Source organism: Shewanella sp. SACH, assembly GCF_001887095.2.
Classification (GTDB): domain Bacteria; phylum Pseudomonadota; class Gammaproteobacteria; order Enterobacterales; family Shewanellaceae; genus Shewanella; species Shewanella baltica.
In genome coordinates this window covers 123,139-139,270 of the sequence record NZ_MPDG02000003.1, presented here as the reverse complement: position 1 = coordinate 139,270, position 16,132 = coordinate 123,139, and the positions used below count along the sequence as shown (strand labels likewise).

The window sequence follows — 16,132 nt, the reverse complement described above, 5'->3', positions numbered from 1 at the left end:
ATTTTAAGCTAGCCTAGCGCTAACCGACAGTCGTTTATGCCACTTGTATTATTTTAAGGCAGACTGCAAATGGCTAAAACTAACACTAAAGTCAGTTGCCCTAAGTGCGATACTTCCTTTACTCTTGAGCTAAATGTTAACACCCGCAAGCTAGGGAAGACGTGTTACCTGTGGTTAGCTTGTTCAACGGAGGAATAATGATGACACAGCAAGACAAGCAAGCCTTAGCAGAAACAAGTCAGATGCATGCCCAGAAAGTGCAGCCGATACCGCAGGAAGCCTTTGACTGGTATGACGAATATGCCCACGGCATTATCGATCGCCGTGAGTTTATGGGGCGGCTTGCTGGACTGGTGGCGCTAGGTTTTACCCTGACAACGCTCACGGGCGCACTCATGCCGAACTATGCCCTTGCCGAACAAGTGTCGTTTAACGACCCGAGTATTCAAGCGAGCTATGTTAAATTTCCCTCGCCCAATGGCTACGGTGAAGGGCGCGGCTATTTAGTAATACCCAATGAGTTATTACTCGCGGGCAGTGCCGCTGGTGAGCCCAAGACTTTAGATCCCAGTAAAAAAGCTGCTGTGATATTAGTGGTGCACGAGAACCGTGGCCTAAATCCCTATATCGAAGATGTTGCTCGCCGATTAGCGGCGCAGGGGTATATCGCCTTCGCCCCCGATGCACTTTATTCCCTCGGTGGTTATCCGGGCAATGATGATGCGGGCCGCGCCATGCAAAGCAGTTTAGACAGAGCCAAAATCGAGCAAGACTTTATTGCCGCCGCGCAGTTTTTAAAAGCCCACGCCCAGAGCAATGGCAAACTCGGTGCCGTGGGTTTTTGCTTTGGCGGCTATATCGTTAATATGCTGGCCGCCACGATTCCTGATGAGCTTAATGCCGGCGTACCTTTCTATGGCACACCCGCGGCTGCAGAGCTGCGTAGCCACGTGAAAGGGCCGCTAATGTTGCAGTTTGCTGGGCTCGATCAGCGGGTGAACGACACTTGGGCCGAGTACGAAACCCAACTGAAAACCAATAAAGCCGACTATGTCGCCTATCTTTACCCGAATGTGAATCACGGTTTCCATAACGACTCAACAGGACGATACGATAAAGCCACCGCCGAGCTCGCATGGGCGCGCAGCTTAGCCTTCTTTGATACTCGACTGCGTGGCTAACTGGGAGTGAAGCTCCGCTTACTCTGATCCCGCTTATTCTGATTCAGCTTACTTTGATTAAGTCGATGAGTGACCGATTCTCGCGCTCTATATCATTCAAGCAAAAGCCGACGCTAGCGTCGGCTTTTATTTTTAATTTCCCACATATCCATGCGGGTTATTCGTGCTCGAGGATCACTTCTTTCAAGCTTTGGATGGTCTTCACATCGAGATTACCGGGTTGTGTGCTCCAGGTGAGTCTTAGGTAATTGGCTAAGTCTTTAATCTGCTCGTCGCTTAACTCATCAGCATATCCAGGCATGGCATAAAAGCTGGTGGTGAGGTTGTAATGCTGGCTCTTAATACCTTTTAGCATCACGGCGACGATATTGTGTGGACTGGCTTTATCTAAGGTGGCGTTACCAGCCATCGCGGGGGCGACGTTAGGACGACCTTCACCGTTTTGACCATGGCAACCGGCGCAGTAACCTTTGTAAAGCGTATAGCCTGGCAGTTCAGGTTTATGGCCGTTAAAGGTGAGCGCTTGTGGTTTAATATCTTCGTCGGTATCGAGCAGATAACTGCTGACCGCGCGCATATCATCGTCGGTTAAGTGGCTAAAGCTGTGATACACCACGGGATACATGCCGCCAAATACTGTGCCTTTACGGGAATAGCCTTCAGTAAACAGCGACTTAAGATCCTCATGGGTCCAGTTCTGCCTGTTAAGCTCGGCGGGACGAATGTCCGATGCTTCTAGCCCTTCGATAATCGCGCCCTCAAAGTGCTTGTCCTGCTCCATGGCAAACAGCGTGTCTCTTGGGGTGTGGCATTCACCGCAATGCCCTAGGGCATTGACTAAGTAATTGCCGCGATTCCAATGCTCGCTTTTTTCCTTGCTCGGGGTAAATTCCTTGGCATCGTGGGCGACTAAGTTCCAAGCTTTTAGGCCAAAACGCAGGTTAAACGGAAAGTAAACATCATTGTCGCGATTGGCTTGCTTGATGGGTTTAGTACTCATCAAATAGGCATAAATCGCCTGAGTGTCGTCGTCCGTCAGCAGGCTGTAGGACGTGTAGGGCATAGCAGGGTAGAGGTTGCCGTTGACGCCAACACCGTGGTGCATGGCATCAAAAAAGTCCTCGTAACTGTATTTGCCAATACCGGTTTCTTTATCAGAAGTGATATTGGTCGAGTACACAGCGCCAAAGGGCGTTTCGAACGGCAAACCGCCCGCGAGTTCGCGCCCGTCCACCGCAGTATGGCAGGCCACGCAGTCGCCTATCTTCATCAGATACGCGCCGCGTTCGATGTCACTATTTGTTGTATTGCCACCTTCATCGGCAACGCTGCTGGAACAGGCGAGCAAACCTAGCCCTAAACTCAGGAGTAGATTGTGGCTCAACAGATTTTTTATCCTACTAATATGCGGGAAATGGCGCGCGAAATGGCGCAGATTGGCTGATGTCATCACAGGGTTAACCCCTTAGTGTTGAGGATCAGATCTTTGACCGCCGCATAGTATTTTACGTAGCCAGTACAGCGACATACGTGTTCACTTAAGGCATCTTCTACGACTTTTTCAACTTGATCTTTAGCGATAGGTTGTCGCTCTAATCGCTCAAGCAGCGCGGTCGATTCGTTGACAAAGCCCGAGGTACACCAGCCACATTGAAACGAGAAGTGCTCCAAAAAAGCTTCTTGCACTGGGCTCAGGGCGGTGATTTCGCCAAGGGAGTTTTGTCTAGCATGACCTTCGACAGTGCGGACGCGTTTACCATTAAAACGCTCAACACCATTGATGCAGGTACGCACCACTTCGCTCATGCCTTGCTCGTCATCGACGATCACAGTGCAGGCGTGGCATACGCCTGCGCCGCAACCAAACTTAGTGCCAGTGAGGTTTAAGTACTCATGTAGAAACTCAATCATCATCACACCATCGGCGACTTCAATCGGGCCTACGGCTTGGTTATTAATGGTCAGTTTAATAGACTGGCTCATGCCATGGCCTCCTTAATTTTTTTCGCTGTCATAGGTAAATCGTAAAAGCGGACATGGGTCGCTTGATACACGGCTTCAATCAGTGCCGCGACCACAGGGATCATCACCACTTCGGCGATACCTCGGCTGGGATCGTTATCCGATAACTGTGGCAATATGGTATGACGTTGATCCCACACGCCCACATGCCGCGCTAACGGCACCTGATAGCGATTGAGGTTCCACGTACCATTGCCGGCGCCTGCTTCAAATGGCGGTAAGCCTTCATGCAGTGCATGGCCAATCCCCATCGCAAGGCCACCTTGAATTTGCCCTTCGACTAATTCTTTAACGATCACTTTGCCCGCCTCTAACCAAGTATGAGAACTCAGCAGCGTGACTTCGCCATTGCCCTCGTTTACGGCCACTTCAACCAAAGTGGCGCAGGGGGCGTAGTAAGTCACCATGGCATTGTTCAGTTCAGCCTTGGGATAACTCATGGCTTGACGATCGATCAAGTGATAGCCATTAGATTTCATGCTGGCTTGACGCGCTTTGATACTCATAGTCGTGTCGGAAGTTGCCGCAAACGTCGCGTTCCCTTCGCCGTATTGCAGCGCCAGCGCATCGAGTGCTAAACGTTCTTTAGTGCCAAGAATGTCGAAATCGGCCTCGGCCCAAGCCCAGCGATTAAAGGCATGGCCCATCACGCCGACCACTAAGCCCATGTCGTGGGCGCGTTTCGCGAGAATATCGATCGACACCGGCGGAAAGCCCAAGGCGGTTAACTTGCCATCGACCCAGCGACCATCGCGGGCGTTATGCAAATTAGTTGAGCCCATTGGCGTGTTAAAATACAACTCGTTCCAAATCGATACCGCCGCAGGCCACAGGCCGTGACGATAGATCACGTCGGCGGCGATACGGGTGACATGGCTTTGATAATAGGCCGACATAGAAGCTGACGATGCCATGGCTTTAACGGGCGTCCAGCGTGGATTGGCCGCCATTTCATCTTGGCGTTGCTGCGAAATAATATAAGGATTATCGGTTTGCACTAATTGCATCGCATCCCAAATATCCACTTCGGCGAGTTTTACCTCATCGGCAAAGTTGCCGAGGGCATCGCTGACCACAACGGCTTGGGAGGTTTGCGTCCCTGTGCCCATTTCGATAAAGCCGATTTCTAGGGTGATTTTACCGTCTTTAGCTAGGCGAACCGCCGCACTTGGCGCCGCGGCGCCCGTACCATAATCTTTAGTGGCGATACCAAAACCGACGCCGTAACGCATCCCCGGATGTTTGGCCTCATAGTCCTTTTTATTCACCGCGCGGTTTTGCCACACGGGATCTTGTTCGGCCATGTCGAGCATTTCGCGGTAACGCAAAGTACCGTTAGGAATTGCACCTTGAGTATTACGCTGGCCAGATTCCATCACGTTGGCGGCGCGCAGTTTAAAGGGATCAACCTTCAGCTCGTCGGCTATCTCGTGGATCATGCATTCCATCGCTGTCATCGATTGCAGCGTGCCATAACCGCGCATCGAACCCGCATCTGGGTTACGCGACGCATAGGCGGTGGCGATAATATCGTTGCGCGGTGTGTAGTAAATACTTTGCATCGCCGTCGCGCCAACTGAGGTTACAGACGGAGTGAAGTTCACTCGTCCGCCGCCGTCGACTGTCATCTGCGAAGTTAAGGCTTGGATTTTTAAGGTCGATTTATCCACCGCTAAGCGGCTTTTCATGATGAACGGATGACGCTTAAGGCCAGATTGGAATTGCTCGAATCTGTCATTGGCGAGTCGGATTGGCCCCTTGGCATAAATGGCCGCGAGCACGCCGTAATAGGGGAATATCGAATGGTCTTTCGCGCCAAATCCACCGCCGATATAAGGCGAGTGCACCACCAGATGTTTTACCTTGCCTGCCAGTGGGCCAGATAACAGCATGTGCACTGCCATCTCTTGAAAGTCCTGCGGCGACTGCGAGGTAATCACTGTATGGAATGTTTGGCTAGTTGCGTCATACCAGCCGTTAAAGGCTTCGGGCTCCATCATCATAGGATCGATGATCTGGGTGCGATATTCCCGCTCTAGCACTTGCCATTGTTGATTAGCTTGGGCGCTAGCAATCTGCTTATCTATCTCGCCCGCATAATAAAGCCCGCGCTCAGACACTGTCCCTGTGGCATTCGGATTGCCTAACCATTCAGGCTTGCGATCTTTTACGCTAGGGAAAAACAGCCCATCGTGGAGCGGGCTATATAAATCTTCCCTTGCGCCATTTTCACCTTCTACTCGAATAAGGCGCCAGCTGGCGTACGGGTCTTTCGAGTCCGACACAAACGGCGTTTGCTCACCAAAGCGCAGTAAGGTCTGATCAAATTGCAGTAAAGACTTAGCTTGCTTAAAAGCGGGGAAACTGTCGAACAATAATATCGCCACCGCATGGCCTAAGTAGTCGGCGGTTTGCCCTTCGGCCAGCAACATGTTGTCACCGTAAAAATCGGGCAGCTTGACCTTATCGCGGGCCAGATCGACCGCGGTAATCACTTTATAGGGCTTAGCCGATGCGGGCAGGTGGTCGAGGGAAAAGCCTTGATAAACATGGGATGCATCGGCGGCGCGTAGGATAAAAGCGTAACCTTGCTGCTTGGGCCAGCCTTCCATGTCCATAGCGCGGTAATCACGGCCATAGACCTTTTGGCCTGTGACCTTCGCTATGCCGTCATTACGAAACTTAGGTTTGGATTGACCATTAACCTGAGTTTGCCATTGGGCTGCCAGTTCAGGTGAGACAATCGCCGCATTCGCGCGACTCATTTCCCACAACAAAGGGGCCGAATATACGGCAACCCCGCCAATCACACATTGCTTGATAAAGGTCCGGCGTGATGTATTAGATGGTTCCATATCTCAACCTCAGTTGTGCTTCCGTGTCATATCAGCCGCGCTGCTTGGTATCGCCCGATATAGGCTTGTTGTCGATCGACTTTTTATTGATTGTTGCGACATAACTTTGATAAACACTGAATGTAAATTTACATTAGCCACGTTAGCATGTAGGGCTGAAAATGCAAATTTAGACCGCTAATCGCCTTAGTTTTAATCAAGCTAAATTCGTGTGTAGCACCTGTGTTATCAGGCTTCTACAGTGATGTTTGCACTGTGGTTCAACTCAGTTACGTTATGGCTGAATTTTGCTCAGCGCCCTTAGGTTAGAGCCCCTTGGGTAACTCGCTAACTTGAGGCTGATTCCCATGTCAAAATTGGCTCGCTTGCCAAAACAGACCGCCTGACACAGCGAGACTTCATGCCACTGCAAGATAAAGCGATAGTGCTATTTGATGGCGACAGGTTTAGTCACATGCAGTCATATCAACATTGTTAAATCAGCGCTTGCTTAATTACTTGATTTGTAATGCTAAAGTTATAGACAAGTGTACGCTATGTCGCTATCTTAGGTTTTTAACAAGGATGAGCTTTAATCGCGTACCCGCGATTCGAGTCACTTGCATCAGGACGATGTGTCTTTTCTCTTTCTTAGATACCCAACTCCTCTTGCAAATTGGTGAATATGCTTTGGCACTTATGCTTGTTGCCACAGTGCTTATTGGCATTTTGCCCAATGTTCAGCAGTTGACGTTTTGAGCTAGTGCGACCTTGTTTTAATTGATGGCTTGGCTGACAGGTGTTGGCGAAGTGCGGTAGCAATGTGGAAGCTTTGTCGAACGACAAAGTTGAAACGTTTGATAGTGCTGATTTGTCTGGGTAGCTAATGGGTATTGATATCTCTGCCAATTATCAGTGCAGCTAATTGCCTGCCGCAGGCTTTCGCACTGTTACACCAGTGACTCGCCGTGAATACATCCCTGTAGGCTCTACTAAAACATCCATGTTTTAGAAGGTCACTGGTGCAACAATGCCAATTTGGGTGTGGCCCTTAGGTGTCCGTTTTACTAATTTAACTAACATATTTTGGTGTTGTTTTTTTATGAAAGGAGATAATCAAATTGGTTGATTCATTTTTTCGTGTAAATATTAAAAGGATATGTTTTTTAGTTCTATTCTTTCCTAATGTAATTCAAGCAAATATCGACGAAGGTATTAATCAAGAGAGTTTAGTTATTGCCTCTAAAGAAAATGCTGAAACAGAAACTAGAAGTACAGAAAATGTCAATTCCACATTGATTTTAAATTCTAGTGAGAATGTGATAGAACCTCATGTTAAAGACCAAGATATTTCAATTCTAGCTTATAAAACTCTGAGTCTTAGTAATGCAGATTTAAATCGTCAAGTTTCCACACTTACAGCAGAGCTTGCTTTGCTCCGTAACGATTTGAAGCAATCTTTAGAGAGTAAGGACAATGAATCAGGTACACGTTTTGAAGTATGGATTGGACTGTTACTCGCTTGTGTTACATTTGTTTTAACTGGAGTTGGTGTGATCTTTGCTGTGTTGGCATTTTTTGGGTATTCGAATATAAAAAATGCTGCAATAAAAGGGGCTGTCGATAAGTCCGATACATTAGTTCAAAATGCTATCAATAGTGGCGAGTTTAATAATGTAATTTTCTCTGCAGTGCAACGAATTGTTTATAGAGGGATTTTGTCGGATGAAGACTTTCCTGAAACGGAGGATGATGTATGAAAACTTGTAAGGAATGGTCTCGAGTATCTTCTGATCAAAAAAATATAATACTAAAGTACCAAAATGAGTTTCCAATTAAAATTGGCGCAATGGCTAAAGAGCTAGGAATAGTCGTCAAGAGGGCAACCCTGAAACCTGGTCTTTCTGGTGTAATTAGGGAGGTCGGTGGTACTATCGTAGCTAAAATTAATAGGCATGATTCACCTGAAAGGCAAAGGTTTACATTAGCACATGAAATAGCACATTTTCTATTACATAGAGATAAAATTGGTGATGGAATAGAAGATACAATGCTATTCAGGTCTTCATTATCTGACAGTTTAGAGGCTGAAGCTAATCGATTAGCTGCTGATTTAATTATGCCATTCAGCTTAATTGACCTTGTTAATTTTCCTGAAGGGACAAGATTAGAAGTGAAAATTGAACGAATTGCTACCTTAGCTGAGTTATCTATACCAGCTTTAGAAGTTAGGCTTGGTAAAAAAGGATTCTAGTATGTTTAGTGAAGGCTTTAATTATCGATATTGCCCAATTTTATCTGTGAGTCCATCAGAGATAACTGCACTTAAAGAATTACCAAACAAAGATAAAGATTTTATTTTGCCTATTTTTCCACTTAAATCATGGGCAGCCGCAAATGAGTTATCAAGTGCAATTGATAAGATTAAAGAGGCTGTAGGTGAGAATAGGAAATGGATTGTAGATATAGATTATGATGATTTATTTAGCCGCGATATAAAAAAATATCGTCCAGTACATCATGACATTCTTAAATTAACTGATTCAAGCAATGGTTATCAAAATTGGTGCAACTTTGTGAAGGAGAATCCCAATTTAGTGCCATGTGTTCAATTAGCTGATATTTCACAACTGCAAACACAGCTAAATGTATTAGTCTCTTTTCGTCGAGGCGTTGTTGTTATTCTTAAACCTGCCGACATTGAGTCTCAAGTGTATAAGAATATATTGCCTTTATTAAAAGATGGTGATGGTTTTTTATTGTTGTTAGATTTGGAACAAATAACAAAAGAGCAAGTTGAATTAAAAGAACAAGTAAAAATGTATTTGATGGCAATTAGAAGGATGCTCCCGAATGCATTTATTTCACTATCTTCAACTTCTTTCCCAGATAGTTTTGGTGGATATTATAGAGGTGTTAAGAGTATCTATGAAAGAGCTTTATTTGATAAGCTCAGAGAAGATTTTGATAAATTTATCTATTCAGATAGAGGGAGTGCTAGAGCTAGTAAAATGTCAGGTGGTGCAGGTGTTCCACCGCCACGGATTGATTACTCATGTAGAAATGAGTGGAATTTCATTCGGATGGAGTTTAGTAGTGTTGAGTCAACTTTGGAAAAGGATGAGAAAAAAGCAGCTCTTAAAAAAGAAAAAAAAGAACTTTACACTTTGATATCTAAAAAAATAATGGAAGAACCTTACTGGGAAAATGACTTAGGCTTGTGGTCAAATTATATAATAGAGCTCACAAGTAAGGGGGATGACTATGGTATTAATAGTGCACAAAAAGCGACAGCAGTAAGAATAAATAAGCATCTTTATACTCAGTTGCATTATGAGTTTTCAGGTGAAATTACAGATACAGATGATGATTGGATTGATTAGCTTATAAGGCATATACCTTTATTTTTTATAGGTAGAGGTATCTGCAAATCTTTCTATATTTTCTATATGCTGCTCTATATTCCCCCAGAATACTTTGTTTTTGTTTATTTTTTCATTCATCATCTCTCTTTTTATATTAAATCTACTTAATAATTTTAAATCACTTTTTGATATTTCTCTATTTCTAGTTTCCCCTAAAAATGAATTTGTTACTTTTGAGAACTTTCTGCTCAAGGATAGATAAACAGCTTCTCTTAATGTGTTGTTTGATACAGTTATTAACGATTGCTCTAGGGAACTTCTGTTTTTTTCACATTTTATCTTTAACCTTGTTGATAGTTTTGATAAGTCTGTGACATCCATCATGCTTATTAAACTTTCATTGTTAATCTTATTTTTTGTTTTCCCTCTTTTTATAACTTTTATTTTTAAACAATTAACTTCCCATATTCCAACACTCTCAGGTAGCAATGTCATTATAGTAGATGTGAACTTGGAGTCTGAAATAACTATCACTTTGTCAAAATACTCTAAATATTTATCAATTTGGCCATTTAATCGATACAAAGAGTCAGCTTCGCTTTTTATTTCAAAGGCAATTAACTTATTATCACTATAAATAACTAGATCAACACGTCTAGAAAAGCTACCTATTGTAAATTCATTCATTATTATTGAATTATCATTTATCAGGTTTTTACTTCTTAGGTAGTTGAGAGCTAAGGCTTTAATATCGGGTTCTAGAAACTTTGATTTCGCTAGTTCTTTATTTTTAGCCATTTTTATTTATTTTAAGATGTTGAGTTTTTTTGAACCTCGATTTTACCATATGCCCAATAAATTATGTAAAAAAATTGGAATAAAGATTACTGCTTTAGTAACTAGTCTAAAATTTAATCAAAATTGGGGGCCGTGGAGGAATATAGATAACAGTTAGAATAAATGATAAAAGAGGTAGAAACATAACTATTTCAATGCGAAAAGTTAACTCTAATGGGACAGAAGTTCACCGATCCCCTGCGAAGTTGCTGAAGGGCGTTGAAGAAAATAGCGTGACGCAGACAGGACGTCTGCGTAGCTTTCGGGGTACAGGATGTACCATCGGAAGCGTTAGCGATTTTCGAATAAGCACGAAGCCAGTATTCAATGCATGTAACTTCGCTAGGGGCGGCACGGGGAGATGCAAGAGGGGGATTGCTGTTGATCCCCTTCTTGCCCTGGTGTGGAATGGAATTCCACGACTTTGATTTTTTATTTTGATTTTAAAGTTAGACATTAAAACCAAAAATAAGGGGCTTCGACTCTGCCCCTTAATTCCACATTTTGTCTAATTTCCCAAGTGAAACTTGGGCATTAACGAGTACCAATGATTACTCAGGATCACTCCCTATTCAGGATCGCTGATTATTCAGGATCATAATCCAACACTGGCGCCAGCCACTTCTCCGTCTCAGCTACAGTCATTCCTTTACGCTTGGCATAATCTTCCACTTGATCGCGGCCTATGTTACTCACGCCAAAGTAGCGCGATTTCGGGTGGGCGAAATACCAGCCCGATACTGCCGCTGTGGGGAACATGGCGTAGCTTTCGGTGATGTTCAAGTCGATGGTTTCATCGGGCTTGAGCAAGTCCCATAACAAGCCTTTTTCTGTGTGGTCTGGGCAAGCGGGGTAACCCGGTGCGGGGCGTATACCTTTGTATTTCTCACGGATTAAGGCTTCGTTGCTTAACTGCTCGTCGGCCGCATAACCCCAAAACTCTTTACGCACGCGTTCGTGCATCCGCTCGGCAAAGGCTTCGGCCAAACGGTCGGCTAAGCATTTGAGCATGATGGCGTTGTAGTCGTCGTGGTTGGCTTCAAAACGTGCCACATGTTCGTCGATGCCGTGGCCTGTGGTCACCGCAAAGCCGCCCATGTAATCGGCGACGCCTGAGTCTTTTGGCGCAACAAAGTCAGATAGACAGAAGTTGTCGTTGCCGACACGCTCAAGCTGCATCCGCAGGTGATGTGTGGTCATTTCGACTGTGGTGCGCGACTCATCGGTGTACAGCTCAATGTCGTCGTAATTGACGGTATTGGCAGGGAATAAGCCGATAACCGCTTTCGCCGTGAGCCACTTTTCCTCGATGATTTGTTTGAGCATGGCCTGACCATCGGCGAATAGCTTTTGCGCCTCGACGCCGACCACTTTATCGGTGAGGATTTCAGGGTAGTGGCCGTGCAGTTCCCACGAGCGGAAAAACGGTGTCCAGTCGATACGCTCGACTAAGTCTTCTAACGGATAATTATCAAACACTTGGCGACCGAGCACGTTTGGCGTAAACGGAGTGTAATTGGCCCAATCGTGTTGGCAGCGGTTATCGCGCGCCGCTTCGAGTGACACTATCTCTTTGCGCTTGGCTTGGGATAAACGCTTAGTGCGCATGTCGTCGTATTCGGCATAGGTTTCGTCTATGGTCGCTTGGCGAGTCTCGTTGTTGATGAGTTTACTCACCATAGGCACGGCGCGGGACGCATCGGCGATATAGATAGCGCCATGGGGATAATGGGGCGCAATTTTCACCGCTGTGTGGATTTTAGAGCAAGTGGCGCCGCCGATAATCGCCGGAATGGTTAAGCCTTCGCGGTGGAAGGTTTTCACGTTGTGCACCATCTCGTCCAGACTCGGCGTGATGAGGCCCGACATGCCGATGATATCGATATTGTGTTCTTTCACGGCGTCGAGAATTCGCTCCACCGACACCATCACACCTAAATCGAATACCTCAAAACCGTTACAGGCGAGCACCACGCCGACGATATTTTTGCCGATATCGTGCACGTCGCCTTTTACCGTCACCATCAAAATCTTGCCGTTAGATTGGCCTTCGACCTTTTCCAGCTCGATATAGGGGTTTAAGTAAGCCACGGCTTTTTTCATCACCCGCGCCGATTTCACCACCTGCGGCAGGAACATCTTGCCCGAGCCGAACAAGTCGCCGACCACGTTCATGCCGTCCATCAAGGCGCCTTCAATCACATCCAGTGGACGTTTCGCTTCTTGGCGAGCGGCTTCGGTATCTTCATCGATAAATTCGGTAATGCCTTTGACGAGCGCATGGGATAAGCGTTGGCTCACCGGCCAGCTGCGCCATTCTAAATCTTCTTTTTTGCCGACCTGTGCGCCATCACCGCGAAATTTCTCCGCGATTTCAAGTAACTGCTCGGTATTGCTCGAGCCTTCAACTGGGCAGGGCAAGTTAAGCACCACGTTTTCGACCCGCACTTTAAGCTCAGGATCGATATCGTCGTAAATGGCTAACTGGCCCGCGTTGACAATACCCATGTCCATGCCGACTTTGATGGCGTGGTACAGGAATACCGCGTGAATCGCTTCGCGCACTGGGTTGTTACCGCGGAACGAGAACGACACGTTCGACACGCCGCCCGAAATCATCGCGTGGGGCAGGGTGGCTTTAATCGCTTTAATGGCATCAATAAAATCGACGGCATAGTTGTCGTGTTCATCGATACCGGTGGCGATGGCAAAAATGTTCGGGTCGAAGATGATGTCTTCTGGCGGAAAGCCGACCTTATCAACCAGCACCCGATAAGCGCGGGTACAGATTTCGATTTTACGCGCCTTAGTGTCGGCCTGACCTTGCTCGTCGAACGCCATGATAATGGCCGCCGCGCCGTAGCGTTTCACCAGTGTTGCTTGCTCGATAAACTTGGCTTCGCCTTCTTTGAGGGAAATCGAGTTAACTATTCCTTTGCCTTGAATACATTTGAGACCCGCTTCGATGACTTCCCACTTAGATGAGTCGATCATAATCGGCACGCGGCTGATGTCGGGCTCAGAGGCAATCAAGTTTAAAAACTTGTGCATGATCTCTGCGCCATCGAGCATGCCTTCGTCCATGTTGATGTCGATGATCTGCGCGCCGCTTTCGACCTGCTCGCGGGCGACATCGAGCGCCTGCTCAAACTTACCGTCTTTGATCAGCTTTAAAAACTTGGCTGAACCTGTAACGTTGGTGCGTTCACCCACGTTAACGAACAGGGATTGGGCGTCGATAGTCAGCGGTTCCAAACCGGCTAAGCGGCAGGCGACGGGGATATCGGGTAAAACGCGCGGGTTATGTCTGTCGACCGCTTCGCGAATAACGCGGATATGTTCAGGCGTACTACCACAGCAACCACCGATAATATTGAGCATGCCTTCGCGCGCCCAATCTTCGATCACGTTCGCCATGTTTTCTGGGGTTTCATCATAGCCGCCAAACTCGTTCGGCAGACCCGCGTTCGGATGCGCCGACACATAACATTCGGCTATACGGGATAATTCTTCGACGTACGGGCGCAGCTCTTTTGGTCCGAGCGCACAGTTAAGGCCGATAGATAATGGCTTGATATGGCGCAGGGAATTATAAAAGGCTTCGGTGGTTTGACCGGTAAGGGTACGGCCTGATGCATCGGTAATGGTGCCCGAAATCATGATTGGCAATCTGTCTTTAGAATGCTGACCAAATAAGTCATCGAATACGGATTCAATCGCAAACAGTGCGGCTTTGGCATTTAAGGTATCGAATATGGTCTCGACCATAATGATATCTGCGCCGCCTTCAATCAGCGCCTTAGTGGACTCTCGGTAAGCGCTGACTAACTCATCGAAGCTGACGTTGCGGTAGCCTGGGTCATTCACATCTGGGCTAATCGAACACGTGCGGTTAGTGGGGCCTAACACACCGGCGACGTAGCGTGGAATGCCCGTGGCAGCAAACACTTCATCACAGGCTTCACGGGCGAGGCGCGCGCCGGCTAAGTTAATTTCGGCGGACAGCGACTGCATGTCGTAGTCGGCCATGGCAATAGTAGTAGCATTAAAGGTGTTGGTTTCAATGATGTCGGCACCGGCGTTTAAGTAGTCGGTGTGAATTTGTTTGATGATGTGGGGTTGCGACAACACCAATAAATCGTTGTTGCCTTTGACGTCAGTGTGCCAATCTTTAAAGCGTTCGCCGCGATAATCCTCTTCTTCTAGCTTGTGGTCTTGGATCATAGTGCCCATGGCACCGTCTAAGATTAGAATGCGCTCAGCAAGCTGTTTACGAATGTCTGCCAATATCTGGCCGGCTTTGGTAGAGGGTATCGTCATAAATAATTACCTTAAATACAGCTAAGTTAAGTCCAAGCATCGACCCTTGTTATGCTAAGTGCAGGGTAAAGCGTGTTGTGCAGTCCAGATATTGGCTCTCGTTATCGACCCTAGTGAGTGATCTAAATTAGCTAACTTAGTTAGGCTAAGTGCATTCCATTCTGCTCGGTCGACATGTTGACTACTCGTTTTAGTTATTTATCGTTAGAGTTTAGCTTTGGACATTTAAACGTATAGACGTCCATAATACGCGACTTATGATTGTCAGGGCAAGGTCAAAATTGACTGACGACAATTGAGTCTTATCACCATTTTTCACCCAGTTTAACGGCTCTTTTTTTAGGGCTAGTTGTAGAGCTAGTTGTTGGGCTAGGGCGTAATTGAGTATATAGGACGACGGGTCTAATGTGGGTTTTCAACAAAATTTGCCACGAGTGATAGACATAGGAATACGATGAAACAAGTTCGATTGTTATTGTTACGCCACGGCGAGTGTGAAGGCGGCACCATTTTACGCGGCCGTGTGGATGTGCCTTTAAGCGAAAAGGGCTGGCAGCAAATGTCGGCAGCGGTTGAGGCGCAGGCAAGTACCTGCAGCGCGATTTATAGTTCGACTTCACGCCGCTGCGGCGAATTTGCCCAAGCCTTTGCCGCCGAATTGCATTCGACAGCGGCATTGATATCTGAGTCAAGGCCATTGCAGGCGCAGTTTTTATCGGGTTTACAAGAAATCGACTTTGGCGATTGGGACGGTTGTCGACTCGATGAGCTGTATCAGCAAGAGGGCGAACGCTTAGCGGCCTATTGGCAAAACCCTTGGCAAACACCGCCGCCCAATGGTGAGACTATGGCAAGCTTCGAGTCGCGGGTGAATGGGGCCATTGACCAGATACTCGCCGCCGAGTTTGAACGATTGACAGTTGACTCACAAAACGCCGAGCTGGCTGTGGGAGCGGGCGTGGCTGCGTGTGAACTGGCTGCCAAAGTATGGGTCGTGACCCACGGCGGAGTGATCCGTCACTTAATGGCGCGCGCCCTTGGGGTTGAACGGGTGGTGGGATTTTACAGTCAACTCGATTTACCCGTGGCGGCCGTAGTGAGCATTAATGTGCTGCAAGATGAACACGGCGTTTGTTACTGGCGTTTAGATTGGCCGAGCGGGCGCTGCGAGTGATCCGCGTTGCCCTAAGGTGAAGATTTTTCTTGTCTTACCAGCGTGATTGTCGATTGCCAATTAAGGCAAATATAGGATAATGCTTTTTCCTGACGTCCCCGATGCACACGGCCTTGCAAGGCTGGTGGCAATGTATCGGATGACGTCACAGAAATAGGTGTTGGGAGTTTTGAGTGGTGCGGGGGTGTTCTGTGGCAACTATTGCCTAGACACGCTGCAAAGGCTTGAAATCAATCTCAACATAATAGGGAATCGGGGAGCTGCTCGTCAGTCAGCCCGAACTGTGCCCGCAACTGTGAGTGACTTTTTATATTGTTTTCAATACAAAAAGTGACGAGTCAGGAGACCTGCCTATTTCTGTTATCGCTGCGTGCAGCCTTAGTTCTCGAGCGGGTGACT

General features: G+C 46.9%; 10 protein-coding genes and 1 riboswitch. Of the genes, 5 read left to right on the top strand and 5 right to left on the bottom strand.

The annotated features are described in order from the left end of the window. The first annotated feature begins 200 nt into the window (after nt 1-200). Nucleotides 201-1,181, top strand: a complete 981-nt coding sequence (locus BM607_RS14800; RefSeq protein ID WP_071940225.1) for a dienelactone hydrolase family protein — start codon at nt 201-203, stop codon at nt 1,179-1,181. Between the two features lie 157 nt (nt 1,182-1,338). Here BM607_RS14800 and BM607_RS14795 read toward each other — a convergent pair whose 3' ends face one another. The 3 genes from BM607_RS14795 to BM607_RS14785 are packed head-to-tail and all read right to left on the bottom strand — an operon-like array spanning nt 1,339 to nt 6,058. Then, nucleotides 1,339-2,631: a cytochrome c gene (locus BM607_RS14795; protein WP_071940143.1), complete on the bottom strand. Its 1,293-nt coding sequence runs from the start codon at nt 2,629-2,631 to the stop codon at nt 1,339-1,341. After that, on the bottom strand, nt 2,631-3,164 hold the full coding sequence (locus BM607_RS14790; RefSeq protein WP_006085889.1) for a 2Fe-2S iron-sulfur cluster-binding protein: 534 nt from the start codon (nt 3,162-3,164) through the stop codon (nt 2,631-2,633). Before BM607_RS14790 ends, BM607_RS14795 begins: the two co-directional genes overlap by 1 nt. Further along, nucleotides 3,161-6,058, bottom strand: a complete 2,898-nt coding sequence (locus BM607_RS14785) for a molybdopterin cofactor-binding domain-containing protein (protein WP_071940144.1) — start codon at nt 6,056-6,058, stop codon at nt 3,161-3,163. The genes BM607_RS14790 and BM607_RS14785 overlap by 4 nt, the downstream gene beginning before the upstream one ends. Nucleotides 6,059-7,158: 1,100 nt before the next feature. On the opposite strand from BM607_RS14785, the gene BM607_RS14780 reads away from it, so the two are divergent. Genes BM607_RS14780 through BM607_RS14770 form a run of 3 tightly spaced genes read left to right on the top strand, consistent with a single transcriptional unit; the run spans nt 7,159 to nt 9,420 of the window. Continuing rightward, nucleotides 7,159-7,797 (top strand): hypothetical protein, encoded by a 639-nt coding sequence (locus BM607_RS14780; protein ID WP_071940145.1) that lies wholly within the window; start codon nt 7,159-7,161, stop codon nt 7,795-7,797. After that, nucleotides 7,794-8,291 (top strand): ImmA/IrrE family metallo-endopeptidase, encoded by a 498-nt coding sequence (locus BM607_RS14775; protein WP_071940146.1) that lies wholly within the window; start codon nt 7,794-7,796, stop codon nt 8,289-8,291. Before BM607_RS14780 ends, BM607_RS14775 begins: the two co-directional genes overlap by 4 nt. A gap of 1 nt (nt 8,292) precedes the next feature. After that, nucleotides 8,293-9,420 (top strand): hypothetical protein, encoded by a 1,128-nt coding sequence (locus tag BM607_RS14770; RefSeq protein WP_071940147.1) that lies wholly within the window; start codon nt 8,293-8,295, stop codon nt 9,418-9,420. A gap of 18 nt (nt 9,421-9,438) precedes the next feature. Here BM607_RS14770 and BM607_RS14765 read toward each other — a convergent pair whose 3' ends face one another. Next, nucleotides 9,439-10,200: a sce7726 family protein gene (locus BM607_RS14765; RefSeq protein WP_071940148.1), complete on the bottom strand. Its 762-nt coding sequence runs from the start codon at nt 10,198-10,200 to the stop codon at nt 9,439-9,441. Nucleotides 10,201-10,824: 624 nt separating this feature from the next. Next, entirely contained in the window at nt 10,825-14,559 is a 3,735-nt protein-coding gene (gene metH / locus BM607_RS14760) for a methionine synthase (protein WP_071940149.1), read from the bottom strand. A 454-nt stretch (nt 14,560-15,013) separates the two neighbouring features. Here metH and BM607_RS14755 point away from each other — a divergent pair, with 454 nt between their 5' ends. Further along, entirely contained in the window at nt 15,014-15,733 is a 720-nt protein-coding gene (locus BM607_RS14755; protein WP_071940150.1) for a histidine phosphatase family protein, read from the top strand. 203 nt (nt 15,734-15,936) lie between these two features. Continuing rightward, a riboswitch (cobalamin riboswitch) is annotated at nt 15,937-16,103 on the top strand. The last annotated feature ends 29 nt before the right edge of the window (nt 16,104-16,132 follow it).

Coding starts and splice junctions, on each gene's coding strand:
- BM607_RS14770 (WP_071940147.1), top strand. CDS start 8,293: ATGTTTAGTGAAGGCTTTAATTATCGATATTGCCCAATTTTATCTGTG.
- BM607_RS14795 (WP_071940143.1), bottom strand. CDS start 2,631: ATGACATCAGCCAATCTGCGCCATTTCGCGCGCCATTTCCCGCATATT.
- BM607_RS14785 (WP_071940144.1), bottom strand. CDS start 6,058: ATGGAACCATCTAATACATCACGCCGGACCTTTATCAAGCAATGTGTG.
- BM607_RS14775 (WP_071940146.1), top strand. CDS start 7,794: ATGAAAACTTGTAAGGAATGGTCTCGAGTATCTTCTGATCAAAAAAAT.
- BM607_RS14755 (WP_071940150.1), top strand. CDS start 15,014: ATGAAACAAGTTCGATTGTTATTGTTACGCCACGGCGAGTGTGAAGGC.
- metH (WP_071940149.1), bottom strand. CDS start 14,559: ATGACGATACCCTCTACCAAAGCCGGCCAGATATTGGCAGACATTCGT.
- BM607_RS14790 (WP_006085889.1), bottom strand. CDS start 3,164: ATGAGCCAGTCTATTAAACTGACCATTAATAACCAAGCCGTAGGCCCG.
- BM607_RS14800 (WP_071940225.1), top strand. CDS start 201: ATGACACAGCAAGACAAGCAAGCCTTAGCAGAAACAAGTCAGATGCAT.
- BM607_RS14765 (WP_071940148.1), bottom strand. CDS start 10,200: ATGGCTAAAAATAAAGAACTAGCGAAATCAAAGTTTCTAGAACCCGAT.